This is a genomic window from Pseudomonas rubra, assembly GCF_028656935.1.
GTDB classification, from domain to species: Bacteria; Pseudomonadota; Gammaproteobacteria; order Pseudomonadales; family Pseudomonadaceae; genus Aquipseudomonas; species Aquipseudomonas rubra.
Genome location: NZ_JAMDGZ010000059.1, coordinates 1 through 26409 on the forward strand (window position 1 = coordinate 1; position 26409 = coordinate 26409).

General features: G+C 62.0%; 24 protein-coding genes. 7 read left to right on the plus strand and 17 right to left on the minus strand.

All coding sequences use genetic code 11. The annotated features are described in order from the left end of the window. Positions 1–226: 226 nt before the first annotated feature. Positions 227–1003 carry an enoyl-CoA hydratase gene (locus M5G17_RS23580; RefSeq protein ID WP_130266235.1) on the minus strand — a complete coding sequence of 259 codons (777 nt, stop codon included), beginning with the start codon at positions 1001–1003 and terminating at the stop codon, positions 227–229. A 43-nt stretch (positions 1004–1046) separates the two neighbouring features. Beyond that, positions 1047–1499: a universal stress protein gene (locus tag M5G17_RS23585; protein WP_130266234.1), complete on the minus strand. Its 453-nt coding sequence runs from the start codon at positions 1497–1499 to the stop codon at positions 1047–1049. A gap of 171 nt (positions 1500–1670) precedes the next feature. Here M5G17_RS23585 and M5G17_RS23590 point away from each other — a divergent pair, with 171 nt between their 5' ends. From M5G17_RS23590 to M5G17_RS23610, 5 genes are all read left to right on the plus strand, one after another. Continuing rightward, positions 1671–2576 (plus strand): LysR family transcriptional regulator, encoded by a 906-nt coding sequence (locus M5G17_RS23590; RefSeq protein ID WP_130266233.1) that lies wholly within the window; start codon positions 1671–1673, stop codon positions 2574–2576. Between the two features lie 208 nt (positions 2577–2784). After that, positions 2785–4347, plus strand: coding sequence for an MFS transporter (locus M5G17_RS23595; protein WP_273895295.1), 1563 nt, complete (start codon positions 2785–2787; stop codon positions 4345–4347). Positions 4348–4373: 26 nt separating this feature from the next. Beyond that, a complete protein-coding gene (locus tag M5G17_RS23600; RefSeq protein ID WP_130266231.1) occupies positions 4374–5450 on the plus strand; it encodes an HlyD family secretion protein in 1077 nt (358 codons plus the stop codon). Next, a complete protein-coding gene (locus M5G17_RS23605) occupies positions 5447–6913 on the plus strand; it encodes an efflux transporter outer membrane subunit (RefSeq protein ID WP_273895296.1) in 1467 nt (488 codons plus the stop codon). Before M5G17_RS23600 ends, M5G17_RS23605 begins: the two co-directional genes overlap by 4 nt. Before the next feature lie 102 nt (positions 6914–7015). Continuing rightward, a complete protein-coding gene (locus M5G17_RS23610; protein WP_130266229.1) occupies positions 7016–7810 on the plus strand; it encodes an SDR family NAD(P)-dependent oxidoreductase in 795 nt (264 codons plus the stop codon). 41 nt (positions 7811–7851) lie between these two features. Here M5G17_RS23610 and M5G17_RS23615 read toward each other — a convergent pair whose 3' ends face one another. The 4 genes from M5G17_RS23615 to M5G17_RS23630 form a co-directional block, all read right to left on the minus strand. Then, a complete protein-coding gene (locus M5G17_RS23615; protein WP_273895297.1) occupies positions 7852–9543 on the minus strand; it encodes an alpha-keto acid decarboxylase family protein in 1692 nt (563 codons plus the stop codon). A 44-nt stretch (positions 9544–9587) separates the two neighbouring features. Then, positions 9588–10901 carry a phenylacetate--CoA ligase PaaK gene (gene paaK / locus M5G17_RS23620; RefSeq protein ID WP_273895318.1) on the minus strand — a complete coding sequence of 438 codons (1314 nt, stop codon included), beginning with the start codon at positions 10899–10901 and terminating at the stop codon, positions 9588–9590. Between the two features lie 184 nt (positions 10902–11085). Further along, on the minus strand, positions 11086–12228 hold the full coding sequence (locus M5G17_RS23625; protein ID WP_273895298.1) for an acyl-CoA dehydrogenase family protein: 1143 nt from the start codon (positions 12226–12228) through the stop codon (positions 11086–11088). A 72-nt stretch (positions 12229–12300) separates the two neighbouring features. After that, positions 12301–12714, minus strand: coding sequence for an acyl-CoA thioesterase (locus tag M5G17_RS23630; protein ID WP_130266226.1), 414 nt, complete (start codon positions 12712–12714; stop codon positions 12301–12303). A gap of 465 nt (positions 12715–13179) precedes the next feature. Between M5G17_RS23630 and M5G17_RS23635 the strand changes: the two genes are divergently transcribed. Together M5G17_RS23635 and M5G17_RS23640 are read left to right on the plus strand one after the other, a co-directional pair. Then, on the plus strand, positions 13180–13920 hold the full coding sequence (locus M5G17_RS23635) for an SDR family NAD(P)-dependent oxidoreductase (RefSeq protein ID WP_273895299.1): 741 nt from the start codon (positions 13180–13182) through the stop codon (positions 13918–13920). Positions 13921–13959: 39 nt separating this feature from the next. After that, positions 13960–14874: an HpcH/HpaI aldolase/citrate lyase family protein gene (locus tag M5G17_RS23640; protein WP_273895300.1), complete on the plus strand. Its 915-nt coding sequence runs from the start codon at positions 13960–13962 to the stop codon at positions 14872–14874. On the opposite strand, the gene M5G17_RS23645 is transcribed toward M5G17_RS23640, so the two are convergent. From M5G17_RS23645 to M5G17_RS23695, 11 genes are all read right to left on the minus strand, one after another. Continuing rightward, complete coding sequence (locus M5G17_RS23645) at positions 14854–15546, minus strand: TetR/AcrR family transcriptional regulator (protein WP_273895301.1); 693 nt, start codon at positions 15544–15546, stop codon at positions 14854–14856. The two genes, M5G17_RS23640 and M5G17_RS23645, sit on opposite strands and share 21 nt — an antisense overlap. A gap of 299 nt (positions 15547–15845) precedes the next feature. Beyond that, a complete protein-coding gene (locus M5G17_RS23650) occupies positions 15846–16670 on the minus strand; it encodes an SDR family oxidoreductase (RefSeq protein WP_273895302.1) in 825 nt (274 codons plus the stop codon). A 50-nt stretch (positions 16671–16720) separates the two neighbouring features. Further along, positions 16721–17074: a hypothetical protein gene (locus tag M5G17_RS23655; protein WP_273895303.1), complete on the minus strand. Its 354-nt coding sequence runs from the start codon at positions 17072–17074 to the stop codon at positions 16721–16723. 84 nt (positions 17075–17158) lie between these two features. Continuing rightward, complete coding sequence (locus tag M5G17_RS23660) at positions 17159–17623, minus strand: multidrug transporter (RefSeq protein WP_273895304.1); 465 nt, start codon at positions 17621–17623, stop codon at positions 17159–17161. A gap of 93 nt (positions 17624–17716) precedes the next feature. Beyond that, positions 17717–18958, minus strand: coding sequence for an OprO/OprP family phosphate-selective porin (locus tag M5G17_RS23665; RefSeq protein ID WP_273895319.1), 1242 nt, complete (start codon positions 18956–18958; stop codon positions 17717–17719). A gap of 250 nt (positions 18959–19208) precedes the next feature. Further along, on the minus strand, positions 19209–20159 hold the full coding sequence (locus M5G17_RS23670) for a LysR family transcriptional regulator (RefSeq protein WP_273895305.1): 951 nt from the start codon (positions 20157–20159) through the stop codon (positions 19209–19211). 183 nt (positions 20160–20342) lie between these two features. Continuing rightward, a complete protein-coding gene (locus M5G17_RS23675) occupies positions 20343–21794 on the minus strand; it encodes a mannose-1-phosphate guanylyltransferase/mannose-6-phosphate isomerase (RefSeq protein WP_273895306.1) in 1452 nt (483 codons plus the stop codon). Positions 21795–21827: 33 nt separating this feature from the next. Then, positions 21828–22475, minus strand: a complete 648-nt coding sequence (locus M5G17_RS23680) for an alginate O-acetyltransferase AlgF (RefSeq protein ID WP_273895307.1) — start codon at positions 22473–22475, stop codon at positions 21828–21830. 13 nt (positions 22476–22488) lie between these two features. After that, positions 22489–23646 carry an alginate O-acetyltransferase gene (locus M5G17_RS23685; RefSeq protein ID WP_273895308.1) on the minus strand — a complete coding sequence of 386 codons (1158 nt, stop codon included), beginning with the start codon at positions 23644–23646 and terminating at the stop codon, positions 22489–22491. Between the two features lie 11 nt (positions 23647–23657). After that, positions 23658–25109, minus strand: coding sequence for an MBOAT family O-acyltransferase (locus M5G17_RS23690; RefSeq protein ID WP_273895309.1), 1452 nt, complete (start codon positions 25107–25109; stop codon positions 23658–23660). 176 nt (positions 25110–25285) lie between these two features. Then, a complete protein-coding gene (locus M5G17_RS23695) occupies positions 25286–26404 on the minus strand; it encodes a mannuronate-specific alginate lyase (RefSeq protein WP_273895310.1) in 1119 nt (372 codons plus the stop codon). Positions 26405–26409: the final 5 nt, after the last annotated feature.

Below are 26409 nucleotides of genomic sequence, written 5' to 3' on the forward strand. Positions count from 1 at the left end.
GTTATCACGGGACAGGCCCATGCTTACTTTTTCCACCCAAGAAAAAAGTGAGCCGCCGTAAGGGCGGAAGGGGCCGGCAGCGTCGCCACATCAACTGGATAAGCACGCCTATCAAGAGCCAATAGGCTGACTCGCTAGAGATGTGTAGATACCTATGCTCATCGCGGGGCAAGTCGGGTCGCCGCACCGCCGCTCCTACAGGATCCAGGGGCGGGCCGGCTCTATTTCAGCGGTGCATGAACTGCGGTGCGCGTTTTTCGGCAAACGCCGCCATGCCTTCCTTCTGGTCCTCGATGGCGAAGGTGGAGTGGAACAGGCGCCGTTCCTGGCGCACGCCTTCGCTCAAGGTAGTCTCGAAAGCGCGGTTGACCGCTTCCTTGGCCATCATGCTGACCGGCCCTGAGTAGCTGGCAATCCGCGCTGCGGTCTGCAGGGCTTCGTCCAGCAGGGCCTGATCGCTGACCCGGCGGCTGACCAGGCCACAACGTTCGGCTTCTTCGGCGTCCATGGTGCGCCCGGTGAGCACCAGGTCCATGGTCTTGGCCTTGCCGATCGAGTGCGCCAGGCGCTGGCTGCCACCGGCGCCAGGGATGGTGCCGAGCTTGATTTCCGGTTGGCCGAAGCGGGCGCTGTCGGCGGCGATGATCATGTCGCACATCAACGCCAGTTCGCAGCCGCCGCCCAGCGCGTAGCCGGCCACCGCGGCGATGCTCGGTTTGCGAAAGCTGGCCATGCGCTCCCAGTTCACAGTCACGAAATCGCTGGTGTAGACATCCATGTAGCTACGCTCACGCATGGCCTTGATGTCGGCACCGGCGGCGAACACTTTGTCGCCGCCAGTCAACACCACGGCGCGCACGCCAGGGTCCTGCTCAAGGCGGTCGAGTACACCGGCCAGTTCCGCCGCCAGTTCGCAGCACAGCGAGTTGAGCACTTCGGGGCGGTTGAGGCGGATCAGGGCAACGGCGCCGATCTGTTCCAGTTGCAGGTAATCGAATTTCATCGGTGGCATCTCGCTCAAGGAATCGGGGGAACAGTAAAAGCGCTCAGGCGTGGCGGGCGTCGACCAGCACCGGGCAGCCGGCCTTGTCGATGACCTTGCTGCTGATCGAGGGGTCGAACATGCGGTCCAGCCGCGACAGGTGGCGGTGGCCCATGACGATCAGGTCGCAGTCCAGGCGCCGGGACTCGGCAACGATGGTCGACACCGGGTCACCGTTGACCAGGTTGCCTTCGGTCTGGAAGCCACGACTGCGCAGGTGTTCCAGCGCCTGCTGCATGGTCATGTCGGCCAGTTGCTGTTCATGGCTGGCGGCCGGGTATTCGCTTTGGTCGAAGGCACTGATGCGGCCATGGTCCTCGGCCAGGGCATAGGCACTGTCGACCGCCAGCAGCACATGCAACTGATGGCGTGCCGGGTCGCAGAACTGGCCAACGGTTTCGAGGATGCCGTGGCTGCGAGGCGAGCCGTCGATCGCGATCAATACCGAGCTATACATGGTGGCGGGGCCTATCCTTAATACAAAGAGCAGGCATTCTTGAAAAACCGTGCGGCGGGGTAAATGGTGCACGACGCAATGACTAGTTGCGTGGTATGCAAGGACCGGAAAACCCGCAGAAACTGGTAAGATTGCAGCGGATTCACTGAAATACTTGAATGGATGCTTAGCATGCACTTTCCAGATATGAACTTGCTGGTCGCCTTGGATGCGCTGCTCGATGAGGGCAGTGTGGTCGGTGCCGCCCGCCGCATGAACCTGAGCCCGGCGGCCATGAGCCGCACGCTGACACGCATTCGCCACGCGGTCGGTGACCCCATTCTGGTCCGCGCCGGTCGTGGCCTGGTACCCACGCCCAAGGCCATGGCCCTGCGCAGCCAGGTGCGTAGCGTGGTCGAGCAGGCGGGCCAGGTGTTCAGCTCCAGTGACGAGGTCGATCTGCTGACCCTGGAGCGCTCGTTCAACCTGCGCGCCAACGACGTGTTCATCGCTCCATTCGCCGCGCCCTTGCTCGAAACCATGCGCCAGCAGGCGCCGCGTACGGTGCTGCGCTTCGTTCCCGAAGGCGAGGGCGGTGATGAAGACGACAGCCTGCGTGACGGGCGCCTGGACCTGTACATCAGCGCTACCCGCAATCTCGGCCCGGAGATCAAGGTGCAAAGCCTGTTTGCCACTACCTTCGTCGGCCTGGCCCGGGTCGACCATCCGATCTTCAATGATGAGATCACCCCTGAACGCTTTGCCGGCTACGAGCAGATCAGTGTATCGCGTCGCGGTCGCGCCACCGGGCCGATCGACACGGCGCTGGCCGGGATGGGCCTGAGCCGGCGGGTGGCATTGATTACCCCAAGCTTCCACTCGGCGATGTTCTCCCTGCCCGATTCCGACCTGCTGCTGCCATTGCCTCAGCACGTGTTGCTCAGCGTCGCGCGGCTGGGGCTGCCGCTGCGTTCGTTTCGCATCCCGATGGCGCTGGAGTCAGTGACCATCATGCAAGCCTGGCACCCGCGTTATGACAATGATCCCGCGCACCGCTGGTTACGCCAGACGCTCAAGGAGTGTTGCAGCAAAGCCTGAGTGTTATCGTCAAGATTGACGCTTTTTGCCACTTATATACCCCTGATTTGATAGTTGCGTGCCGCGCAGCATAAAACTGCGAATATGTCAGTTTTCGTCAGTAATCGGCCTCCATAGACTTGCCGGGTACCTCAACTACCCGGAGTCATGAAGCCATGTGCCTGTCCCTGTTTTACCGAGCCTCAGCGCCTGTTCCAGGGGGCAGGCCATGAGTTCGCTGGAGGCCCTGGCGACGCCGGGTGCGGCGGTGCTGGCCCCTGCGCCGACACCTGCCCCGGCCAAGCCTGCTGCGCCCGCAGCGTTCGGCCCGCGCATCGTCATTGGCCTGCTCGGCGTGCTACTGGCGGTGCTGTGCGCCGGCCTCAATGAAATGGTCACGAAAATGGCCCTGGCCGACATTCGTGGCGGCATGCACATCGGCTCCGACGAAGGTTCGTGGCTGGTCGCTCTGTACTCGGCGACCTCGGTGTCGGCCATGGCCTTTGCCCCCTGGTGCTCGGTGACCTTTTCCCTGCGCCGCTTCACCCTCAGCGCCATCGGCGCCTTCGCCCTGCTCGGATTGCTCTGTCCGTTCGCGCCCAACCAGGAAACCCTGATGGTGTTGCGCACGTTGCAGGGCTTTGCCGGCGGTGCCTTGCCACCGATGCTGATGAGCGTGGCGCTGCGCTTTCTGCCCCCCGGGATCAAGCTCTATGGCTTGGCCGGCTATGCCCTGACCGCCACTTTCGGGCCGAGCCTGGGCCTGCCGCTGGCCGGTTTATGGACCGAGTTTTTCGGCTGGCAGTGGGCGTTCTGGCAGATCATCGTACCTTCGCTGCTGGCCATGGCCTGCGTGGCCTGGGGCCTGCCACAGGACCCGCTGCGCCTGGAGCGCTTCAAGCAGTTTGACTGGCGTGGCCTGTTGCTGGGCTTGCCGGCCATTTGCTCGATCGTCATCGGGCTGAGCCAGGGCGATCGCATGGGCTGGTTCAACTCGCCGCTGATCTGCTGGCTGCTGGGCGGAGGCCTGGCGCTGCTGGTGTTGTTCATGATCAACGAATGGTCGCATCCGCTGCCGTTCTTCAAGTTGCAGATGCTCAGCAACCGTAACCTCACCCACGCCCTGATTACCCTGGGTGGCGTGCTGGTGGTGCTGTCGGCGGTGATCATCATCCCGTCCAGCTTCCTCGCCCAGATCCAGGGCTACCGGCCGGTGCAGACCGGCCCGGTGATGCTGCTGGTGGCCTTGCCGCAATTGCTCGCCCTGCCGCTGACCGCTGCGCTGTGCAACATCCGCGCGGTGGACTGCCGCTGGGTTCTGGCCATTGGCCTGGGGATGCTGGCGGTGTCGTGCTTTGGCGGCACGATGATCACCTCGCAGTGGATTCGCGACAACTTCTACGTGCTGCAGCTGTTCCAGATCTTCGGTCAGCCAATGGCGGTGATCCCGCTGCTGATGCTTGCCACCGGTGGCATGACGCCGCAAGACGGCCCGTTCGCCTCGGCCTGGTTCAACACCGTCAAGGGCCTGGCGTCGGTAGTCGCTGCCGGCGTGATCGAGGCGCTGACCACGGTACGCCGGCATTTTCACTCGAACATGCTGGTGGACAACCTGGGCAACTCGCCCTTGGCCGATGCCAGCGCGCCTGGCCTGGCCAAGCGCATTCATGAGCAGGCGGTGGTGCTGACTTCGGCCGACCTCTACCTGTGTATGGCCATGCTGGCCGTGGCCCTGATTTTCCTGATTCCCTTCGTGCCCACCCGGATCTATCCACCTCGTGCGGTGGCATAGCGATCTTGCCAAGAGAGAAAGACGTAATGACCTTAAGTAAAAATCACAAGCTGGGCTTGATTGCAGCGGCGCTGCTGGTCGTTGGCGGCGTCGCCTATGGCGCCCTGTCGTCCGTGTTCGGCGCCGGCGGCGTGCAATCGACCAACGATGCCTATGTCTCGGCCGACTACACCGTGGTCGCGCCCAAAGTGGCAGGCTTCATCACGCAGGTGCTGGTCGAAGATAACCAGCGGGTCAAGGCCGGGCAGACGCTGGCCTTGATCGATGATCGTGATTTCCAGGCGGCGCTGGCAGCGGCCGAAGCGCAGTTGCTGATGTCCCGGGCGCAGGCGCAAAACGCCAAGGCAACCCTTGAGCGCCAGGCCTCGCTGATCTCCCAGGCGCAGGCGACCGTCTCGGCCGATGAAGCCGAACTTGCCTTTGCCAACCATGAACTGACGCGCCACAGCCGCCTCGCCGAACAGGGCGCAGGCACCGTGCAGAACGCCCAGCAGGCGCGTAGCCGGGTCGACCAGGCGCGGGCGCGGCTGGCCAACTCCAGTGCGGCACTGGCGGCGGCGCGCAAGCAGATCGATATCCTCACCGCCCAGGTCGAGGCCGCCCGAGGTGGCCTCAAGCATGCGGAGGCGGCGCTCGATCGCGCGCGCCTGGACCTGTCCTACACCACCATCGTCGCCCCCATCGACGGCATGGTCGGCGAACGCGCAGTGCGTGTGGGCGCCTACGTCAACCCGGGGGCGCGAATGCTCTCGGTGGTACCTTTGGACCGCGCCTATGTGATCGGCAATTTCCAGGAAACCCAGTTGACCAACGTGCAGCCTGGGCAAGTGGTGGAAGTGAGCGTCGATACCTTTGCCGGTGAGCGCCTGCGTGGTCATGTACAGAGCGTGGCGCCGGCCACGGGCCTGACCTTTGCGGCGGTCAAACCGGACAACGCCACCGGCAACTTCACCAAGGTGGTGCAACGCATTCCGGTGAAGATTGTCTTCGATGCTGACCAGCCCCTGCTTGAGCGCCTGCGTGTCGGCATGTCGGTGGTGGCCAGGATCGATACCCTGAGCAAGGCCAAGGCCGAGGCGGGTAATGAGGTCAGTGTTCGATGAAACTTGCACACACCGTTACCCCCCTCATGCTCGGCGCGACGCTGGCCTTGAGCGCCTGTACCGTTGGCCCGGATTTCGAGGCGCCGAAAAACACCGCGCCTGAAGCTTGGCCGCGCCTGCAGGAGCAGCCGGCGCCCAGCCAGCCACAACAGGCACCGCTGGAGGCGCAGTGGTGGCAAACCTTCAATGACCCGCAATTGTCGGCGCTGATCCAGCGTGCGGTAGAACGCAATCTTGACCTACAGATCGCCACTTCGAGGCTGATGCAGAGCCGCGCGGTGCGCATGAGCATCGCGTCTGACCAGTACCCGGCAGTCGATCTGGATGCCGGCTACAGCCGTGCCCGCAACAGTGCCGAAGGGCTCAACGACCCGTCCGGCAAACGCGGCAAGTCGGCCTTCAACCTGTGGAACGGCGACTTTACCGCCTCTTGGGAGCTGGACCTGTGGGGGCGCGTGCGCCGTGAAGTAGAAGCGGCCGACGCCAGTGTCGAGGTGGCCGAAAACGACCGGCAGGCGGTGCTGCTGTCCTTGCTCGCCGAAACCGCCCGGGACTACATCCAGTTACGCGCCGTACAAAGCACCCTCGCCGTGGTCCGGGAAAACCTCGATGTCTCCCGGCACAGCTTGCGTCTGTCGCAGATGCGCCTGAACGACGGTGTGGCGACCAACCTTGATGTCGCTCAGGCCGCGGCCCAGGAAGCATCGATCCAGGCACGCCTGCCGGCGCTTGAAGATCGTCAGGCACAGTTGATCAACGCCTTGAGCCTGTTGCTGGCCGAGCCGCCGCGCAGCCTGCAGAACGAGTTGCTCAAACCGGTGGAGTTGCCGCGCACCGTGCAGCGCTTTGCCATGGGCTTGCCGTCGGAGCTGGCTGAGCGCCGCCCGGACATCCGCCAGGCACAGGCCCAGTTGCATCTGGCCACTGCCAGCATCGGTGTGGCCAAGGCCAACTTCTACCCGAGCATTCGCCTGTCTGGCAGTGCCGGCTTTCAGTCGCTGCAACTGTCCGATTTTGGTAACTGGGATTCGCGCCGCTTTGCCATCGGGCCGCAGTTGAACCTGCCGATTTTCGAAGGTGGGCGCCTCAAGGGCGTGCTCAAGTTGCGCGAGGCCCAACAACAGGAAGCCGCGCTGCAGTACCAGCAAGTGGTACTGCGTGCCTGGCATGAAATCGATGATGTGCTGCGCTTGTACAACGCCAGTCAGTTGCGCCGTGACTTGCTCGACGAAGCGGTGCGCCAGAGCCGGGTGGCCCTGGAAACCGCACAGCGCCAGTACGTGGAAGGTGCGGTCGACTTTCTCAACGTGTTGACCGTGCAAGGCACGCTGCTGGCCAACCAGGAACAATGGGTCGAAAGCTCGGCGGCGACCTCGCTGGCCATGGTCGACCTGTACAAATCACTGGGCGGTGGTTGGCAGTCCTTTGCACCTTCGCTCCAGGCCACTGCTGAACTCCCGTGAGGGCAGCGGTCGAATAACCATGAGGCCGCCGCCAACAGTGCTCCGTGCTGTTGGCGGTGTGTCGTTTGTGGGTTCACATTTCATCCATATAAGGACGCAGGTATGAATATTTCCTTGCACGGCAAACGTGCGATCGTCAGCGGCTCAACCGCCGGTATCGGTTTTGCCATTGCCTTCGGGCTGGCCGAGGCGGGCGCTGAGGTGGTGATCAACGGGCGCAGCAAGGCACGGGTGACCCGCGCCATCGAACAGATCCAGCGCAAACTGCCGGGCGCCCGGGTAACGGGAGTGACTGCCGATCTGGGTACCGCCGAGGGCGCCGAGGCGCTGTTCGCCAAAGTCCCGGACACCGACATTCTGGTCAACAACCTGGGGATCTTCGAACCCAAGGGCTTTTTTGATATCACTGACGACGACTGGCGGCATTTCTTCGAGGTCAACGTGATGAGCGCGGTGCGCCTGTCACGTCACTATGCACCGGCCATGGCCGAGCGTGAGTGGGGCCGGGTGTTGTTCCTGTCGAGTGAATCGGCGTTGCAGATCCCCACCGAGATGGTCCACTACGGCACCACCAAGACCGCCTTGCTGGCCGTGTCCCGCGGGCTTGCGGAAACCCTGGCCGGTACCGGCGTCACCGTCAACGCGGTGCTGCCGGGGCCGACCCGTTCCGAGGGGGTGGGTGGATTCTTCAGTCAGATGGCCGAAGAGCAAGGTGTGCCCGCCGAACAGCTGGAAGCAAGCTTTATCGCCGAGCACCGTTCAAGCTCGATCATCAAACGCCTGGCTACGGTCGAGGAGGTCGCAAGCCTGGTGGTGTACCTGGCGTCTCGCCAGGCCAGCGCCACCACCGGTGCGGCCATGCGGGTTGATGGCGGGGTAGTGCGTTCCATCGCCTGATCGCTGCGGCCTGGGCGACGCTGCGCGCCCAGGCCTTGACCTCAACTGGCGATCGCCGCCTGCTCCAGCGGTTGCAGGCCGTAGTCGAACTCGGCGAACAGCCGGGCAAAGCGCTTGAGTGATTCGGGGGCGTCCATGCGCTCCATCACCACCTCGATGAACACCAGGCTATCGGCGCTTTCGGCTTCGACCAACGCAGCTTCCAGTTGATCCTCGGTGTGCACGGTGAAGTGCCGGGAACGATCGCGGGTGTCGAGCACCTGCGGCAACTGGGCATAGCGCCAGGGGTTGATGTCGTTGTAGCTGGAGTTCTCGCCGAGGATCAGGCGTTCGATGGTGTAGCCATCATTGTTGATCAGGAAGATCACCGGCTTGAGTTCATGGGCGAGGATGGTCGACAACTCCTGCACGGTCATCTGCAACGAACCATCGCCAATGAACAGCATCTGCCGCCGTTCGGGTTGAGCCAGCAGGCTGCCGAGCAGGGCCGGCAGGGTGTAGCCGATCGAACCCCAGATCGGCTGGGTGATGTAAGTCACCCCGCTGGGCATGCGCAGGCCATTGAGCCCTGCCGAAGAGGTGCCGCTTTCGGCAATGATCAGCTCGCCACCCTTGATCAGGTGCGCCATGCGCTGCCAGAAGCGCAGCTGGCTCAGGGGTTGCTCGGGCAGTGCGCGAACGGCCTGCGGGGCACTGAACGGCGGGATCTGCCGGGGCGTGGCACACAGGGTCGGAGGTTGCTGGATCAGTTTTTCCAGGACCTGGCGCATGCTGACGGCGTTGTAGTGCACTTTGGCAATGGAGGCGGCGTAAGGCTGCAGTTGGATCAGCGCACCGTCCTTGAATTTTTGCGAGAACAGCGCCGTGCTGGTGTCGGTAAAGCGCGCACCGATGCTGATGACGCAGTCGGATTGCTCGATGGCCTCGCGCACGCTTGGCGCTGAGCCTGCACCGGCGTAGGTGCCCAGGCACAGCGGATGCGACTCGGCCAGCATGGCCTTGGCCGGTGGCAGGTTGGCGAACGGCAGCTCCAGGCGCTCGATCAGCTCCAGTACCCGGCCTGTCAGGCCGAAGCGCTCGACGTCGATGTCCAGCAGCAGCACCGGATTGCGCGCAGCGGCCAGGCGCTGCTGCAGTTGTGTCACGACCTTGTGCAACTGGCCGGGTTCGCTGCGCGATTCGCTCAGTTGCAACGGCGTGTCAGGCACCTCGATGGTCAGGTAGGCCAGGTCCGAAGGCAGTTGCAGATAGACCGGGCGACGTTCGCGAAAGCAGGTCTGCAGTACCCGGTCGATCTCCTGGGCGGCGTTTTCCACGGTGATGCGTGCCTGGGCCACGGTGAACTGGCGCAGGGTGACCATGATGTTGTCGTAGTTGCCATCGCACAGGGTGTGGTGCATCAGGGCCCGATCGATGATCGCGTGCAGCGGCGGCATGCCGGAAATCATGATCACCGGCACACGTTCGGCGTAGGCACCGGCAATGCCGTTGAGGGCACTCAGATCGCCGACCCCGTAGGTGGTCAGAACCGCGCCAAAGCCCTGGGTGCGGGCATAGCCGTCGGCGGCATAAGCGGCGTTGAGTTCGTTGCAGTTACCGATGAAGCGCAAGGAGGGCAGGGCCTCGACTTGCTCGAGCAGCGTCAGGTTGTAGTCGCCGGGTACGCCGAACAGATGACGGATACCAAATTCCTGCAGGCGACGCAGGAGAAAATCGCCAATGGTCATATCCATGATGGGGCAACCTCGTTAATCCTTGAAGAGGGGGCGGCACGCCGTTAGCGAGTGCCGCGCAGATCGATGACTTTTCCGGCCTTGCCTTCGGAGCGCTTGAGGGTGTTGCATGGCTGCAGCACGATGCGCGTGCTGATGCCGACATGCACCTTGATCTGGTGGCTCAGTTGCTGGCAGGCGGCAAGCTGTTCATCGCTGCTCAAGCGGCTGTGCTCCGGACGCATCTCGACCTGGACGGTGAGGGAATCGAGGTTGCCTTCGCGGCTGACGTGCAGCTCATGCACGGGGCTGAAGATGAACAGCTTGAGCAATTGCTCTTCGATCTGGCTGGGGAACACGTTGACCCCGCGGATGATCAGCATGTCGTCGCTGCGGCCGGTGATCTTGTCCAGCCGGCGCATCGCCCGGCCACTGCCTGGCAGCAGGCGCGTGAGGTCACGGGTGCGGTAGCGCACCATGGGCAATGCTTCCTTGCTCAGTGTGGTCAGCACCAGCTCGCCGAACTGGCCCTCGGGCAGTACTTCGCCGGTTTCGGGGTTGATGATTTCCGGGTAGAAGTGATCTTCCCAGAGCGTTGGCCCGTCCTTGGTGTCCAGGTGCTCCATGGCCACGCCCGGACCCATGACTTCCGACAGCCCGTAGATGTCCAGCGCCTGGATACCCAGGCGCTGCTCCAGTTCGACGCGCATCTGCTGGCCCCAGGGCTCGGCACCGAAGATACCGACCCGCAGTGCCAGGTCGTGCGGGTTGATGCCCTGGCGCTCGATTTCTTCGGCGATGTTGAGCATGTAGGACGGGGTCACCATGATGATGTCCGGCTGGAAGTCCTTGAGCAATTGCACCTGGCGTGCGGTCTGCCCGCCGGACATCGGGATCACCGTGCAACCAAGCTTCTCGGCGCCGTAGTGGGCACCCAGGCCGCCGGTAAACAGGCCGTAGCCGTAGGCGATGTGGATACGGTCACCTTGCTTGCCGCCGGCAGCACGGATCGAGCGGGCGACCAGCGACGACCAGACGTCGATGTCGTTACGGGTGTAGCCGACCACGGTCGGCTTGCCGGTAGTGCCACTGGATGCATGCAGGCGCGAGACCTGGTCCATGGGCACGGCAAACAGGCCAAAGGGGTAGTGGTCGCGCAGCTCGGCCTTGCTGGTCAGCGGAAAGCGCGCCAGGTCTTCAAGCTGATTGAGGTCATAGGGATGCACGTCGAGCGCGTGAAACTGCTCGCGGTACCAGGGCACGTTGTTGTAGGCATGGGTCAGGCTCTGGCGCAGGCGCTGCAACTGGTGGTGGCGCAGCTCATCGAGGCTGGCCTGTTCAAGACGGTCGTCGACGGGCTGGGCAAAGGCTGCAGGCATCTGGGCGACGGGGGTTCTGTGCAGGGGTATTGACTTGATAGGCATCCGAGCTGCTCTCTTCAAAGATGGGCGGAGTAAAGGCAGGCAGAATCCCGCCGCCGTGCCACACCGGGCCCTCAGGTTGGACCTGGCGTGGTGGCAGGGGTTGCGAAAAAAGGGCTTGCGGGCTGCTGGCTCGACCGCTTCAGGCGGCCTGTGTCAGGCGTAGCAGCTGATTGAAGATATTCTTCTGGTGCATCTCTTCAGTACCGCCGACGCTGGCGAACCCCAGCGCGTCCTTGACCAGATTGGCGACGTCGCCTTCGTGGTAACCCAGGCTGCCATACAGCTTGAGCAGACTGATGGCGCTGTTGATGAAGTCCTGGGCGGCGCCGAGCTTGGCGATCGAGCAGCTCATCAAGGCCTGGGGGTGGTCATTGAGCAATTGGTCCAGCGCTGCATAGACCATCCAGCGGTTGCGCTCCATGCCCATGACCAGGTCCACCAGGCGTTTTTGCACGTACTGGTGATTGTCGATGGTGCTGTTGAAGCTTTGCCGTTGAGCGGCGTACTGCATGGCTTCGTCGAGGAACGGCGTTGGCAGGTTGGCCGCCACCAGGCCGTAGTACAGGCGCCCCAGAGAGATGATCTTGATCAACTGCTGCAGGCCGCGACCGGGTTGGCCAAGCACTTGCGAGGCCGGGATCGTCAGGTTGTCGAAGTACAGCGGGCCGGTCGGCAGGTGCTTGTTGCCCAGTTTGTCATCGGGCTCGCCACGGGTCAGGCCCGGGGTGTCCTTGTCGATCATGACCAGGGCGATGTTGGCCTTGGCATCGGTGTCGAGCTTGGTCACGATCAGCATGAAGTCGGCCACTGGCGCGTGGGCGATGTTGAACTTGCTGCCGTTGAGGCGGTAGCCATCGCCGACCGGGGTCAGCAGGCTGTGGATGCTGCGCACATCGGTGCCGGTGCCAGGTTCGGCGATCCCGGTGGCACTCAAGGCGCCGTTGAGGATTGCGGTCAGGTAGCGGTCTTTCTGTTCATCGCTGCCATACAGCATCAGCGCACGCACCATGCCGGCCTGGGCAATCACCGACAACAGCAGCTCCGGGGTGCGGATCGACGAGGCCAGCCCTTCCAGCGCGGCGGTAAACCCCCACCAGTCTTCGCCCAGGCCACCGTGGCTGGCAGGAATCACTAATTGCCACAGCCCGGCGTCGCACAGGCGTTGCCAGCCGTAGTGGTCGAAACCGGGCGTTGCAGTCTTGCGGGCGGTGGCCAGCTCGGCACCGATTTCCCGATATTTCACCAGCAACGCGTGTTGCTGTGCAGTCCAGGAGAGTTTCATCGCTAGATTACCTTTGCAGTCTGTTCGCCGGCCGCATGGCGCCCGGCGAAACCATCATCCTTGAGCGGTTGCTCAGCCTTCCTGGAACGCCAGGACCTGGTCCTTGAATGCTTGTGGTACAGGCACGGTGGACTGTTTGTCGTAGTCGAACATGACGTGATAGGACTTGGCCTTGGCGACCACTTCGCGGCTGTCGTCCTGACGGCGCATGGTGTGTTCGATTTCAAAGCTCTTGGTGCCGAACTTGACGACTTCGCTGGTGACGACCAGGGTTTCGCCGTACATGGCTTGCTTGATGTAATCGCACTCGCTGCGAACCATAATGTGCGGAAGCTTTTCGCTTTTTGGCAGTTTCAGCAGATCGTGCATGTAGCAGAGGTAGGCGTGCTGCATGTAGTCATAATAAATCGGGCTGCTGACATGACCCATGGAGTCGGTGTCGCGGTATTTGATTTCAATGACGGTGTCGAAACCCTTGTTGCTCATCGTGAACATCCTTTTATTGATTTGAGAGGAGGCCAGTTGCAATAAAGTTGAAACATTGTTTGCTGACGAAGTGCGTCATAAAACAACGTTTCAATTTGTTTCTCATCCTAGGCAAGTTGCTTTGTTATGGCTACTCGCATTCAAATAGCTGAGCGCTGTGCTGCGCTATTTCGCTGTGAAGGCCAGGAAATACGCGGCGTTGCGGGGTTTGAAATGAACGTTATGGTTCGTTATGAGGGGCTGCGTCGATTTGCCGCGACGAAAATAATGAGGATTTGCAAGTTACTCGCATTTCGTCGCGCGCAACGAGTCGTGCGTTCCATTATTTAACGATTTTTTAAAATGCGAGTTAATACGCTGGTGACGTCGGATTTATCCTTGCGCAGGCGTAGCTTAGAAGGCGAGTAGTTGTTGTGCCTACATTCTTTTAGCATGTCATTGTCTGCTTAAGGGAGTGTTGATGATATGTCAGATCAAACCAGGGTCGCCGTGGTGACCGGCGCCGCCAGTGGCATCGGTGCGGCAACGGCGCGACAACTGGCTGGCGAGGGCTACCGGGTTGTCTGCCTGGACCTTGATGGCGCCGGATTGGCCAGGACGTTGGCGGCGATAGGGCCCCAGCATCTGAGTTTTACCCTGGACCTGTGCGACGAGCAGGCGCTGATTGGCGTGTTTGCCGAGGTCGAACAGTCCCTGGGGCGTGTCGATGTGCTGGCCACCTGTGCCGGCGTTGTCGATACCGCGCCTTTCGATCAGTTGAGCGTTGCGCGCTTGCGCCAACTGCTGGATATCAACCTGATCGGCACCTTCGCCGTGGTGCAACAGGCGGTTCGTCTCATGCTCTGCGGGGGGCGCATCTGCACCGTGGCCAGCGTCGCCGGGATTCGCGGCGGCGGCTTGGCCGGGACCCTGGGCTACGCCACCAGCAAGGGCGCGGTCATCACCATGAGTAAAGGCCTGGCCCGTGAGCTTGGCCCGCGCGGCATCAATGTCAATTGCGTCGCCCCGGCGGTGATCCGCACGCCGATGCTCGATGACACCACGCGTGCCAGCGGCAAGCTCGAGCAGTTGCACGGCATGACCGCGTTGCGCCGCGAGGGCAGTGCCGAGGAAGCGGCCGAGGTCATCTGTTGGCTGCTCTCAGGCAAGGCTTCATTCGTCAGTGGCACCACCATCGCCGTCGATGGCGGTCTGGCCATGCTCTAACTGTTTCGCCTTTTTCTTACTTTCATACAGGACGTAATCATGGCTGTTTCCAAGGACAATCCCCTGGCGCTTTGCCGTACCTTCTTCTTTATTCCAGGCGCCGACGAGGCGGCGTTGCTCGATGCGCTCAATGGCGGCGGAGACGTACTGGTCCAGGAACTGGAAGATTTCACCCCGCCTTCGCGCCGCGCCGAAGCCCGGGCGATGTCGGTGCGTATCATGCAGCACTGGCGCGAATGCGGGCGGATCAGCTCGGTACGTATCAACCCGTTCGAAACCTGTGGTCATGAGGACCTCGAAGCGGTGATGGCGGCGCGTCCGCAAGTGGTGATGATGTCCAAGGTCGAAGCCTGCGAGCAGATGATCGAACTGGACAAGCAGATCACCCGCCTGGAGGCTCACTATGGCATTGAAGCCGGGTCCACCCTGATCGTGCCGAACATCGAAACCGCATTGGGTGTGGTGCGAGCCATCGAGATCGCCCATTCCAGCCCGCGCATCAAGGCGATGCTGGTGGCCACTGAAGACATGGTCGCTGACCTTGGGGCCGGTCGCAGCCGGGCCGGAACCGAGTTGTACTATCCACGTTCGCGGTTTCTCCTGGAGTGCGCAGCGGCAGGAGTGCTGGCCATCGACTCGCCTTACACCTTTGCCGATGACGCCGGTGCCGAGGCAGACATGCAGTTTGCCCGTTCCATTGGCTATCAGGCCAAAGGTGTGGTCAACCCGGCCCATGTTGCCGTTGCCAATCGCTACCTGACACCGACAGCGGCTGAAGCTGAGCTGGCGCGGCGGCAGATCGAGGCGTTCGAGCAGGCGGCCAGTACCGGCAGCGTGCGTGCCGAAGTCGATGGCCTCGTGGTGGAAGTGCCTAGTTACCTGCAATCACGACGCTTGGTGGAGCGCTATCAGCAGTTGCAGCAGGTGCAGGCTTCACGCGGCGGGCATGCTTGAACGTGCCAGCACGCTGTTGGCGCTGCCGCGCAGATAGGCGTGTTGGTTGAACCCGGCATCAGGGGTTGAGCACAACAGGCCAATCACCGAACAGGAGATGGCTTGCTCGATGTGCATCTGGCTGATCTGCGGCGCATCGAGGATGTAGGCCTTGACCATCGAGGTGATCATCTGCGCCGTCAGCCAGGCGGCCGTTTGCAGGCTGGAGTGGGCCAGTTGGTGACTCCAGCGCTGCAGCAGGCACTCGATGGACGCAGAGATGCGTGCCTTGTACTGGTGTTCGCTGGATTCGTTGCTGAGGAAGGCGAAGTCCTTGTCGAGCAGGCGGTGCAACTGCGGTTCCTGCAGATGCAATTGCAGAAGGGCGCGGACCAGCAGTTTGATATGGGCTTGCAGGTCGGCCACTTCGTACTGGCCGGCGACATCGAGGATCACCCGATTCATCGACTGGGCATGGCGCTCATAGAGCGCCGCGATCAATGAGTCTTTGTTGGGAAAGTACTGGTACACCGAGCCGACGCTGACGCCGGCGCGTTGTGCCACCAGGTTAGTGTTGGTGCCCGCGTAGCCGTGCTTGACCACGATCTTGGCGGTGGTCTTGAGGATGGTCTCGACCATCATCCTCGAGCGTGCTTGTGTGGGTATCTTGCGAGGAAGTTGAGCTTGTTTCACGAATGACTCCAGAATTTACCTGATTGCATTTGTGAGAAAGACTGCCAGCCAGACCACGGGGCTCCGACCCTGGAGGTTTTTCCCTGATTGCCTTTGAAGCGGCTGTGTTGCGCTGCCCGAAAATGGGCACGCAAGCCCGATCTCAAAGGGCGGGCGCAGGCACAGGTGGCTGGCGCAGCCGTTCAAATGCGATAGGGATTCTTCGCCTTGGCGGCGCTTTGGAAAATGCTCTGGCGTGCACTTTATAGTTAGCGATAGGGTCAGCTATCGCTAGGGCTCGTCCCATGAAACCGGGAAGATCAGAGTGTGCTGTTGAGGCCGAAACGTTTTTTCAGGACGTTTTCCAGCAAGGTTCTGGGCAGCCATCTAGCCATCCACGGCAACACCCGGCTGCCATTGCCCAGGCGTACCAGAGCAGTGGACGGGCGTTGTTGCACGGCATCGAGTACGCCCCGGGCAAACTCGGCCGCCGGGGTTGGCCGTTCCTGGGAGGTGCGGGCCCGGGCCCGAATAGATTCGCGCAATGGCCACCAGGGTGAGTGCTCTTCGATCAGTTGCTCGGCTTCGCGGCTGGCGTTGTTGGCAAATTGTGAGGCGATTGCCCCGGGTTGCACTTCCATGACCTGCACACCGAATGGCGCCACTTCCAGGCGCAAGGCGTCGCTCAGGGCGTGCACGGCGGCCTTGGAGGCGCAGTAGGCACCGGCGAACGGCGTGACCAGTACCCCGGAGACACTGCCGATGTTCACCACCAGGCCTTTTTTCTGGCGCAGAGCGGGAAACAGCACACGGGTGACACCGACAATGGCGAACACATTGGTCTCGAACTGCCGGCGCATGGCGTCGGTGCCACCGTCGAGCAGCGGGCCCATGGCGCCGTAACCGGCGTTGTTGATCAGTACATCGAGGCCTTGGCCGTGCTGTTCCAGCTCGCCGGCCAGTTGCGCCAGCGCTGCCTGGTCAGTGACGTCCAGTTGCCTGGCCATAAAGCCGCTGGCCGCCAGGCGCTGGACGTCCTCGGCCTTGCGCGCCGTGGCCCAGACCTCGAAACCCGCGTTTTTGAAAACCTCGGCCAGGGCCAGGCCGATTCCGCTGGAGCAACCGGTGATCAAGACATTCGGCATGCTGTACTGTCCTTGAGCTGCTGAAGGGGGCAACCTGCGATCATACGCTTTCAATGAGCAGGGAAAATACCTTCCAGCGCTTTTCGCAATTGCTCGACACTGGCACCGGTGGCCAGCAACTGGAGGCTTCCCTGGCAGTCGAATAGCAGTTGAGTGGGGATGACTTCAACTTCGGGGGACGGGTATAGGCCCTGGAAGGTATGGAAGGTCGAGAGGTAGAAGTCGACTTTGCCCCGATAGCCATCTTCAGCCAGAGCCCTGAGGTTGTCCTTGCCAGTCGCGCAGGCTGGACAGTTGTCCTCGTGGACCATGATGACCACGGGTCTGGCCAGCGGCTGCTGGTTTTTCAGGCACAGCACTACCTGGGTAAATTCGTCCTGCACCGCATCGGATGTGTCGATCATGGCGTGCCTCGGTAATGCTGAGTGTTCGGGGCACTATTCAACGCCTTTTGCCGGTTGGCGTAACCTGACATAAATACCAGGTGCTCAGTCGGCGAAGCTGCCCTGCAGGTGCTCGGCGCGGTAGTCGACGCTTTGTGGCCGGTAGCCGGAACGCAGCGGTGGCAACGGCAGGCACTCTTGCCAGTTGGCGCCCGGTTGCAGCTCGCCCGGGCCTCGGTAACGCGGGGCTGTGTAGGTGTTTTCGGCAAGGTTCACGGTGTCGCCAGGGGCATAGGCGGCAACCCGCCAGCGCAGTTCCACCAAGGGCACCGCGTTGCCGTTGTTGATGTGCACCTGCAAGGGACGGTCGGCCGGGCATTGCTCGGGGGCGTAGGTCAGGCGCAGTTCCAGGCGGGCCAGTCGGTTGGCTTCGCGGTTGTCCAGCCAGACCACCCACAACGCCACCAGACCCAGGCCGAACAGTGCCGCCAGGGAGATCGGCAGGGCCTTGGCCGGGTAGCGCAACAGCAGGACCAGCCAGGTGAGGATCAGGGCAGCGCCGATTATCATGGGACGATTCCGATAGAGCTTGAACCTTAATCCTAGCGTCAAACAGGTTCCCGCCCAAGTGCGTGGCGGGAACCTGTATCAGGCACTGACGCTTCAGAAGGCGTATTGCAGGCGCATCGCGACGCCAGAGCCGCTGTCGTCGCCCACCTGGTTGGCCAGGTTGTCGGTACGGGCGGACACATAGTTGGCCGACACCTTTACCGCCTCATTGGCATACCAGTTGACCCCGAGGGTGTGTGTCTGACCTTTGGCGCTACCTTCCCGGGCCAGGTTGTTATCTTCGACGGTCAAGCTGTCATAGCGGTAGAACAGCTCCCAGGCGCCTATTGTCTGATTCTCCGGCTTGATTGCATCGAACGCCGCGCCGTCTAGCCTGTATTGGCGGGCTTCGCCAGTCAGGGTATAGGCGACCTGGCCGTAGTAGCCAGAGGCATTGACGTCACTCGCCGCCTTGTCGGCTTTCAGCGTACGCCGCAGGTACTCGGCCTGTAGTGACAACGGACCATGGGCCCAGGCGCCCTCTAGCCCCCAGACGCTGTCATTGCGCCACAACCCGGGCTGGGCACTGGCGCCACCGAACAGCGGGCGATTGCCATTGGTGCCGGCGTCGTTGCCACCTTCGGTGTCGACGCCACGGATGCCCAGGCGCGAGCGGATACGGGTGTCGACGGTGCTGTCCTGCAGATCGCGGTAGGCAAATTGCGCGCCCAGGTGGAGGACGTTGCCGGTGCTGTTCCAGGGGGCGAACACGGTTCTCAGATTATAGCGCTTGACGCTGTCGCCATTGCTGTCGTTGTTGTTTTCGTTGAACAGGCTTGCCGAGACGAACGCCAGGTTGTTCACCACGCTGCGTGCCTGGATACCCAGGCCAAGGTTATCGCCGGTCCAGCTCACGGCGTCATAGCTGAGGTTGCGCTCCATGGCTGTGACCCATTTCGAACTGGTGGCCTTCTCCAGGCCAAAGTCGGTGTAGAAGCGTCCCAGGCGCAGGTCGAGCAGGTCGAAGCCGGTGTAGGTCAGGCTCGCCTGGTCGAAGTAGCCACTGCTGGCGTTGCCGGCATTGCGCGAGAGGTCGTAGTTGACCTGGTACTTCCAGTCGCTGTACAGGCGGCCGCCAAACTCGAGGTAGGCACGCCTGAGGTACGCGGCATCGGCGTTGATGCCATTGTTGGTGTAAATACCGTCGAACTGTGAATAGTCGGCCTGGACGCGACCGCCGAGTTTGAAACTGAAGGTCTTGTCGACGGTCGCAAGTTCCAGGCCGCCACGGGTCTTGACCATCAAGTCGGGGCCATCGGTAGTGACGATTCCTGCCTGCGATATGGACGCAAGCATCAGCCCGGTAAAACAGGCGGCAGCACGAACCCCCAGTACGAAATACTGTTTTGATACGCTCATGAAAACCTTCTGGCTCAAGTTGTAAGTTGGCGTTATGGGTGTTTCGGGTAAACTGAGCCGGCGCCGGTAGAGCAAATAATTTTATAGTTGACGCAGTTATTCAAGCTTCGAAATCAATATTTCAGAATTGTGACAATTACACCGGGTTATGTTCGGAGCGTGGGTTGCTGTCAAGAAGGCCGAACATTCAGGCGAGCCAATCGCGCCGCTCGGCGAAGAGCAGGTTTATATAGTTGGCAAGACAGCTGACATCGGCGTCGGACTGATTGTCAGCATGAACCGACAGCAGGACCTGTTGCTGCATGGGCTCGTCGAACAGGTCGGGCATGGGCAATAACGTGCGGTCCAGATGGCGGATGTAGTTGGGCAGTAATCCGATGCCTGCGCCACCCTTGATCATATGGAAGGCCAGGCCCGGAGCGCGAATGTAGGTAACGCCTGAGCGACGTCGGTCGATCAGGTGATTCCAGGGCGCAAACGCAGCACTGTCCTGATACTGCTCCAGCTGGATGAGGCGAAAGTCATCCAGGCGCGCAAGGGACAGTGGGCGAGCCGCCTCACGGGCATAGCGCGTGGCGACGAAGGGCAGGTAGCGGATGATCACGGGGGGATCCAGAGGCTGCAGGCAATGCCTGGGCTGGGGGATCTGTGCGCCGGGGCTGGTTGTCCAGAGTGCCAGGTCCAGCTCCTGATGCGGCAAGCACCGAGCTGACTGCAGCGGGATGATTTCCAGGCAGCGTCGGGCATTTTCCCGGGTAAATGTGATCAGGGTGCGGACGAGCATGTCGTGCAGCAGGGTGTCGTCAATACCGATCCGCAGTGGCCGTCGGTTGTCGCCGACGTCGGAGCATTCCTTCAAGCGGGTTCTCAGTTGCTGGTGTAGGTCCCTCCCAGCCTGGGTCAGTATCAACTGGTTATCGCGATACAGCAGCAGCGACACCCCCAGGTTATCCTCGAGTACTTCCAGCTTGCGGCGTAACAATGCAGGTTGGAGATTAAGAGATCGCGCAGCCTGTTTGAAGGAAGAACAACGTACGGTTGTAAGAAAACAATCGACCAGTAGGCGGTCTTCAATGACGCAGTAGGGGGTGGATGTATCAGGTCTGTAAGTTTGCGCGTAGGAAGTTTCTTTGTTCACAGGGAGACTCCGCTTAGTGCTTTTGATTGACTTGTCGTGTTCTGTTCACGATAACCAATAAGGCACAAGCAGAGGGCTATATTTCCAAATTGTAATTTGGACTTAATTTTAGTGTTTTCTGTTCATTCGACCGGGCAGGCCTGCTGCACAAGCGGGGCGCAGCAAGCCGGTCGTGTCCCAAGGTTACTGGGCGATGGTCTTGATCGAGATCCCGCGCTCGATCGGCGTCGAGCGCCCGTAGACATCTTCAAAGCGCTCGATATCGTCCTCACCCAGGTAGCTGCCCGACTGCACTTCGATGATCTCTAGCGGGATCTTGCCCGGGTTGCGCAGGCGGTGCACCGAGGCAATCGGGATGTAGGTGGACTGGTTTTCGGTGAGCAGGAACACGTTCTCGTCGCAGGTCACCTCGGCGGTGCCGGACACCACGATCCAGTGCTCAGCGCGGTGGTGGTGCATCTGCAGCGACAGGCTGGCGCCGGGCTTGACGGTGATGTGCTTGACCTGGAACCGTCCGCCCATGTCCACCGAATCGTACGAACCCCAGGGCCGGTACACCTCGCAATGGTTCTGGGTTTCGCTGCGGCCTTGCTCGTTGAGGGTGTTGACCAGTTGCTTGACGCCCTGAACCTTGTCCTTGTGGGCAATCATCATGGCGTCCTTGGTCTCGACCACCACGATGTTTTCAAGGCCGATCACCGACACCAGCTTGCCGTTGCCGTGGATCATGCAGTTGTGGCTGTCCTGGACCACCACGTCGCCCTTGGTGACGTTGCCGTTGTGGTCCTTTTTCTGCACATCCCAAAGCGACGACCAGCAACCGACATCGCTCCAGCCCGCCGACAGCGGCACCACGCAGGCGCGCTGGGTCTTTTCCATTACCGCGTAGTCGATGGAGTTATCCGGGCAGCAGGCGAAGGTGGCGTCGTCGATGTTCAGGTTGTCGCCGTCCTGCTCGCTGCGTTCCAGGGTCAGCAGGCAGGTGTCGTAGATGTCGGCATCGTGCTTTTTCAGCTCTTCGAGGAAGCGGCTGGCGCGGAACAGGAACATGCCGCTGTTCCAGAAGTAGCCACCGGCGCGGACGAATTCGGCCGCGCGTTTTTCGTCCGGCTTCTCGACGAACTGCGCCACTCGGCTGATGCCTTCGGGCAACAGTACGTCCTGGCTCGACTTGATGTAGCCATAACCGGTTTCCGGCTTGGTTGCCGGTACGCCGAACAGCACCATCTCGCCACGCTCGGCGGCCACCGTGGCCAGGGCCAGGGCCCGTTGCAGGGCTTTCTGGTCGTCGATCACATGGTCGGCCGGGAGTACCAGCATCAGTTCGTCACGGCCTTCGTTGACCAGCTTCATGGCGGTCAGCGCAACCGCCGGCGCGGTATTGCGGCCGAAGGGTTCCAAGAGGATGCCCTGGGTTTGCAGCTTGAGGCTTTGCAACTGCTCGTTGACGATGAACTTGTGGTCCTTGTTGCAGACCACGATGGGCGCGTCCATACCGTCGAGCACCAGGCGCTCGATTGTCTGCTGGAACAGCGTGTGTTCACCGGTCAGGGCCAGGAACTGCTTGGGGAATTGCTTGCGCGACAGGGGCCACAGACGCGAGCCGCTACCACCGGACAGAATGACTGGAATCATGGGTGTTCTCCAAAAATAGAAATAGGCAGGTGGTTAACGGGTGGATACCGGGCGCTTGACCCAGACCGGCGACAGGCTGCTGCCCGAACCGGTCACGTACAGCACCGCTGCTTCGCCGCGCTCCAGCGCCACAGGCTTGAGATCGCTGACTTTCTTGTCGCCTTGATACAGCGCCAGGCTGACCTTGACCGGGTTGATCTCACGCTCGCCATGGGCTTTGGCGGCGACCGGCTTGACCACTTCGGTCTTGCCGTCGGCGGTCTTCAGGGTCAGGGCCTGGTCACTGAGGTTCTGTACCCGTACCAGGGATTTCTGCTTGTTCTTGAACGGTGGCTCCTCGACCAACTGCGCCTGGCCTGCGCTGTTGTTGACCAGGGTGTAGTAGTGATCGGCGGCGAGCTTGACCGGCAGGCTGTGGCTGCCGAGCTTGGCGCTGTAGTCGCCCTGGGGCATGAAGCTGAAGTCACTGCTGCCCTGGGCGGCCACTTCATCGATCCGGGTGTTGCCGATGCTGGCGCTCACCGGCTGGGCGCTGGCGTTGTAGAGGCGCACAAAGGTCGAACCTTTCGGCGCGCTCGGGCCGTACAGCGCGGCATCGGCGCCGGCGAAGGCCTGCACGGACAGCAGGCTCATGCCGGCGGTCAGGACTAGAGATTTGGCAATACGGTACTTGGTGGTCATGTGCGTTACCTCTTCAGTTTTCCGTCCGATGGGACGACAGGGCCAGGTCTTGATTGGCATTGCGGGTTTTTTTCAGCTGCGCGATCCACTGCGGATCGAATGCGCTGAGGTCGTTCTTCATTGGCAGATAACGTTCCGGGAACTCCCAGATCAGCAGCTGTGGCGCGCTGTTCTTGAAGGCGTCGGTTTGCAGGTACTTGAGCATCGGCAGCAGCGGGCCATGGCCGTCTTCGGCGTAATTGACCACGTCGCTGCGCAGCGCTTGCTGCAGGGCCCCGAGGAAGTTCCAGTTGGGGTTGGCGCTGTAGCTGGTGCCGATCAGCACCACCGGGATTTGTGTGTCGGCGAACAGTGCATCGCCGCTTGCGCCTGCCGCGTGGGCCGGGCGGGTGCTGCGTTTTTGTAGGGTGTCCGGCGGCGGCAGCAGGTTGCTGAACAGCGGGTCGAGCGGCAGGAAGTTGGTCAGGTCGCCCTTGTACGGCGCGCTCTGGCGCTGCTCGGTGACGAACAGCTGCGGCGCGCCGTTGAGCAGGGTCTGGCGCGCCACCGCGGCGGCCAGGTGCTGGGCTACCACTTCGGCGCCCATGGGCGTCCAGTGGCTGTCGGTACGCAAGAACACCTGGCCACGGGCCTTGGCCTCCTGCAGCGGTGCCAGCAGGTCCGGGGCGAACACCCCGGCCTGACGGGCCTGGGCGTGGAACTCGTTGTACAGGTCGCTGTGCAGGCTGGCCGGGGTCTGTGCGCCGAGGTACTCCGGGTACAGCCGCGCTTTGGCCGGGACAATCGCCAGCACCAGTTGCACGCCACGCTGTTGCAGGGTGTCGCGTACGCCACGAATCAGCGCCAGGTTTTCCTGTTCGAACTGGTCGCTGTTGGCCACCGGCTTGAATTCCTCGTCACTGAACAGCCAGTGCTCACGGCCCAGTACCACGCCCGGGCGGCCTTCGTTGAACAGCTTGAAATCCAGCGCCGCCCATAGGTTGGTGCCGATGCGCTTGAGCGGGAACTGCTCGTCGTAGTGGGTCTCGGCGGCCTTGGCCAGCTTGCCGTCGAGGGCGGTCATCTGCGCGCTGCGCTGGAAGCTGCCCAGGCCGCCCAGCGACCACAGGCCCAGGCCCAGCAACAGGGCGAGGAACAGCAGCGAATAGAGTTTGCGTAATGATCGGGTCATGGTCGGCTCGCTCAGAACTGGAAGTAGAGGAACGGCGAGTAGCTTTGCGCCGAGAGCTTGAGGATCGAGGCGACGAACAACAGCAGCACCAGCGCGCGGGTGGCGTACAGGCCCCAGTCCAGGCTCAGGCTACCGTCGGCATGCACCGCCACCGGGCTGGCCGTGGGCTCGGGCTTGGCATTGCGATAGAAGTCACGCAGGCCGAAGTACGCCAGGGTCGCGTAGGCCACCAGCAGGGTTGCCACTTGCAGGCCGGTGAGGCTGGCACGGTTGAGCTCCGACAGCTGCCAGTCACCGAAGCTGAACATGGCGCCATACATGCGCGCGGCAACGTCCAGGTTTTCAGCGCGGAAGATTACCCAGCCAACCACCACCAGCAGGAAGGTGAAGGCCCATTTCACCGGGTTGAAGCGCTGCGGATTGGTGTCCAGACCCAGCGCCCGCTCGATGGCCAGCCACATGCCATGCCAGGCACCCCAAATGATGTAGGTGAAGTTGGCGCCGTGCCACAGGCCGCCCAGCAGCATGGTCAGGAACAGGTTGCGGTAGGTGGCGAAGGTGCCGCCGCGGTTGCCGCCCAGGGTGATGTACAGGTAGTCGCGCAGCCAGGTCGACAGGCTGATGTGCCAGCGTCGCCAGAACTCGGTGATCGACTGGCTGATGTACGGCTGCTTGAAGTTCTCCATGAAGCGAAAGCCCATCATCAGGCCCAGGCCGATGGCCATGTCGCTGTAACCGGAAAAGTCGAAGTACAGCTGTGCGGTGTAGGCCAGGGCGCCGAGCCAGGCGTCGCCGGTGCTCGGATTTTGCAGGGCAAAGCAATGGTCGGCGACCACCGCCAGGGTGTCGGCGATGAACACTTTCTTGATGAAGCCCTGCATGAAGCGCGTGCAGCCTTCGGAGAATTTGTCGAGGGTGTGGGTGCGGTGGTTGAACTGATCGGCCAGGTCCTTGAAGCGCAGCACGGGGCCTGCGATCAGGTGCGGGAAGATCGCCACGAAGGCGGCGAAGTCGATCAGGTTGCGCGTTGCCGGAGTGTCGCCGCGGTACACGTCGATGATGTAGCTGATCGACTCGAAGATGTAGAACGAGATACCGATCGGCAGCAGCACGTGGGTGAGGATGAACGGCTCAAGCCCGAACGAGGTCATGATCGCGTTGAGGCTGTCGACGCCAAAGTTGGCGTACTTGAAGTAGCCAAGGATGCCCAGGTCGACCGCGACCCCGAGCAGCAACCAGCGCTGGGCCGGTTTGCTGCGCACGCCGGCGGCGCCGACTTTCAGGCCGATCCAGTAGTTCCACAGGGTGACTGCGGCGAACAGGGCGAGGAAGTCCACTCGCCACCAGGCATAGAACATGTAGCTGGCCAGCAGCAACAGCGCGTTGCGATAGCGTTGCCCGCTCAGGTAGTACAAGCCGAGAAAGATCGGCAGGAACAGGAACACGTTGGATGAGAACACCATCCCGATCTCTCCTTGTCGTTATCAACCGGGGCAGCAGCCCCCCAAACCCCCCGTAGGAAATACCGGGAGAAACCAGATCAAATGTGGGAGCTGGCTTGCCAGCGAGGCGTCGTATCTGACACACCGCGGTGTTCCAATCGCTGGCAAGCCAGCTCCCACAGGTACAGCGCGAAGCGTTATTTTTTCTGTTCGGCCTGCGGGTCATAAACCCGGGTCAGGTCGCCGCCCAGGCGAAAGCTCTTGAACGGCTGCATGTCGTGCTTGCGCCCGAGCACATCTGCGCTGCAGTTGTAGAGGCTGCACCAGGGTTCGAGCCAGGCGTATTTGCTGTCGATCTTCAGGTCGTCCATGTCTTGCTTCTCGCCATTTTTAGCCTTGAACGGGCTCGGGTCTTTCGACCCTGCCAGCACCCGTTCGCCCAGGCGTTTTAGGGCGCCGTTGTTTTCCGGACGAACATCGACACCGTTGGCCTGGGCGAAGCTTGCGATCATCGCCAGCGGCGGCAGGGCGTAGTTGTGGTAGGCCAGGGCGCGTTGCTTGCGCTTGAGCTCGTTGGGCAAAAAGCCCTGGGCGTCGATCTGGTTGGCGGCCACGCGGTACTCCTTGATCGACCAGTCGAACAGGTCGCGGCGGTCTGTCGCGACGGCGGTGGCCATCACCGACCAGGCCGCCCAGTAGGAATGGTTGTTGATCTTCTCAAGCGGCAGGCCGCTCCAGTCCTTGACCACCTGATCGGCCAGGCGCGCGAACCAGTTCTCGATCAGCTCGGCCTGTTGCTGATGCGCGGCCAGCGGCTGGGCGTTGGAGAGCTTCAGGTGCAGCCAGGCCGAGCTCAGGCTGCCCAGTGCCCATTTGCGCATGGACTTGCCGGTGTGGTTGTAGTCCGTGGACATCAGCGCATCGGCGCGGGCCCAACTGCCCAGCCACTGCAAGGTGCAGTCGAGCTGCTGCGGGCGGCCGTCGCGCATGTACTGCATGACCTGTTTGCTGACCCCGCGCTCAAGGGCGGTGATGCTTGCGGTTGCATTGCGAAAGGCCTTTTCCGAGTCCTTGTTCAAGGTTGCCCGGGCCTGGTCCGAGCCTTCGTACTTGCTGCGAAACTGCAGCTTGTCGGTGTAGGGCTTGGGGGTGGCTGCGCAGCTGAAGTCACTGTCGCCGGTCTTGAGCTTCTCGATCCCGGCGTAATAGCCCTGGGGGGGGACTAGTCCGGCGGCGTGCACGGCCGAGCCGAACAGGGCCAGGGCGAGTAATGTGAGGGCTCCCACAGTAGGGGAGGGTGTGCTGAACTTTTTCATACGCG

What these genes read in the sequence shown, in the direction of transcription:
- M5G17_RS23580 (WP_130266235.1), bottom strand. Translation starts at nt 1,003, where the DNA reads ATGAAATTCGATTACCTGCAACTGGAACAGATCGGCGCCGTTGCCCTG.
- M5G17_RS23585 (WP_130266234.1), bottom strand. Translation starts at nt 1,499, where the DNA reads ATGTATAGCTCGGTATTGATCGCGATCGACGGCTCGCCTCGCAGCCAC.
- M5G17_RS23590 (WP_130266233.1), top strand. Translation starts at nt 1,671, where the DNA reads ATGCACTTTCCAGATATGAACTTGCTGGTCGCCTTGGATGCGCTGCTC.
- M5G17_RS23595 (WP_273895295.1), top strand. Translation starts at nt 2,785, where the DNA reads ATGAGTTCGCTGGAGGCCCTGGCGACGCCGGGTGCGGCGGTGCTGGCC.
- M5G17_RS23600 (WP_130266231.1), top strand. Translation starts at nt 4,374, where the DNA reads ATGACCTTAAGTAAAAATCACAAGCTGGGCTTGATTGCAGCGGCGCTG.
- M5G17_RS23605 (WP_273895296.1), top strand. Translation starts at nt 5,447, where the DNA reads ATGAAACTTGCACACACCGTTACCCCCCTCATGCTCGGCGCGACGCTG.
- M5G17_RS23610 (WP_130266229.1), top strand. Translation starts at nt 7,016, where the DNA reads ATGAATATTTCCTTGCACGGCAAACGTGCGATCGTCAGCGGCTCAACC.
- M5G17_RS23615 (WP_273895297.1), bottom strand. Translation starts at nt 9,543, where the DNA reads ATGGATATGACCATTGGCGATTTTCTCCTGCGTCGCCTGCAGGAATTT.
- paaK (WP_273895318.1), bottom strand. Translation starts at nt 10,901, where the DNA reads ATGCCTGCAGCCTTTGCCCAGCCCGTCGACGACCGTCTTGAACAGGCC.
- M5G17_RS23625 (WP_273895298.1), bottom strand. Translation starts at nt 12,228, where the DNA reads ATGAAACTCTCCTGGACTGCACAGCAACACGCGTTGCTGGTGAAATAT.
- M5G17_RS23630 (WP_130266226.1), bottom strand. Translation starts at nt 12,714, where the DNA reads ATGAGCAACAAGGGTTTCGACACCGTCATTGAAATCAAATACCGCGAC.
- M5G17_RS23635 (WP_273895299.1), top strand. Translation starts at nt 13,180, where the DNA reads ATGTCAGATCAAACCAGGGTCGCCGTGGTGACCGGCGCCGCCAGTGGC.
- M5G17_RS23640 (WP_273895300.1), top strand. Translation starts at nt 13,960, where the DNA reads ATGGCTGTTTCCAAGGACAATCCCCTGGCGCTTTGCCGTACCTTCTTC.
- M5G17_RS23650 (WP_273895302.1), bottom strand. Translation starts at nt 16,670, where the DNA reads ATGCCGAATGTCTTGATCACCGGTTGCTCCAGCGGAATCGGCCTGGCC.
- M5G17_RS23655 (WP_273895303.1), bottom strand. Translation starts at nt 17,074, where the DNA reads ATGATCGACACATCCGATGCGGTGCAGGACGAATTTACCCAGGTAGTG.
- M5G17_RS23660 (WP_273895304.1), bottom strand. Translation starts at nt 17,623, where the DNA reads ATGATAATCGGCGCTGCCCTGATCCTCACCTGGCTGGTCCTGCTGTTG.
- M5G17_RS23665 (WP_273895319.1), bottom strand. Translation starts at nt 18,958, where the DNA reads ATGCTTGCGTCCATATCGCAGGCAGGAATCGTCACTACCGATGGCCCC.
- M5G17_RS23675 (WP_273895306.1), bottom strand. Translation starts at nt 21,794, where the DNA reads ATGATTCCAGTCATTCTGTCCGGTGGTAGCGGCTCGCGTCTGTGGCCC.
- M5G17_RS23680 (WP_273895307.1), bottom strand. Translation starts at nt 22,475, where the DNA reads ATGACCACCAAGTACCGTATTGCCAAATCTCTAGTCCTGACCGCCGGC.
- M5G17_RS23685 (WP_273895308.1), bottom strand. Translation starts at nt 23,646, where the DNA reads ATGACCCGATCATTACGCAAACTCTATTCGCTGCTGTTCCTCGCCCTG.
- M5G17_RS23690 (WP_273895309.1), bottom strand. Translation starts at nt 25,109, where the DNA reads ATGGTGTTCTCATCCAACGTGTTCCTGTTCCTGCCGATCTTTCTCGGC.
- M5G17_RS23695 (WP_273895310.1), bottom strand. Translation starts at nt 26,404, where the DNA reads ATGAAAAAGTTCAGCACACCCTCCCCTACTGTGGGAGCCCTCACATTA.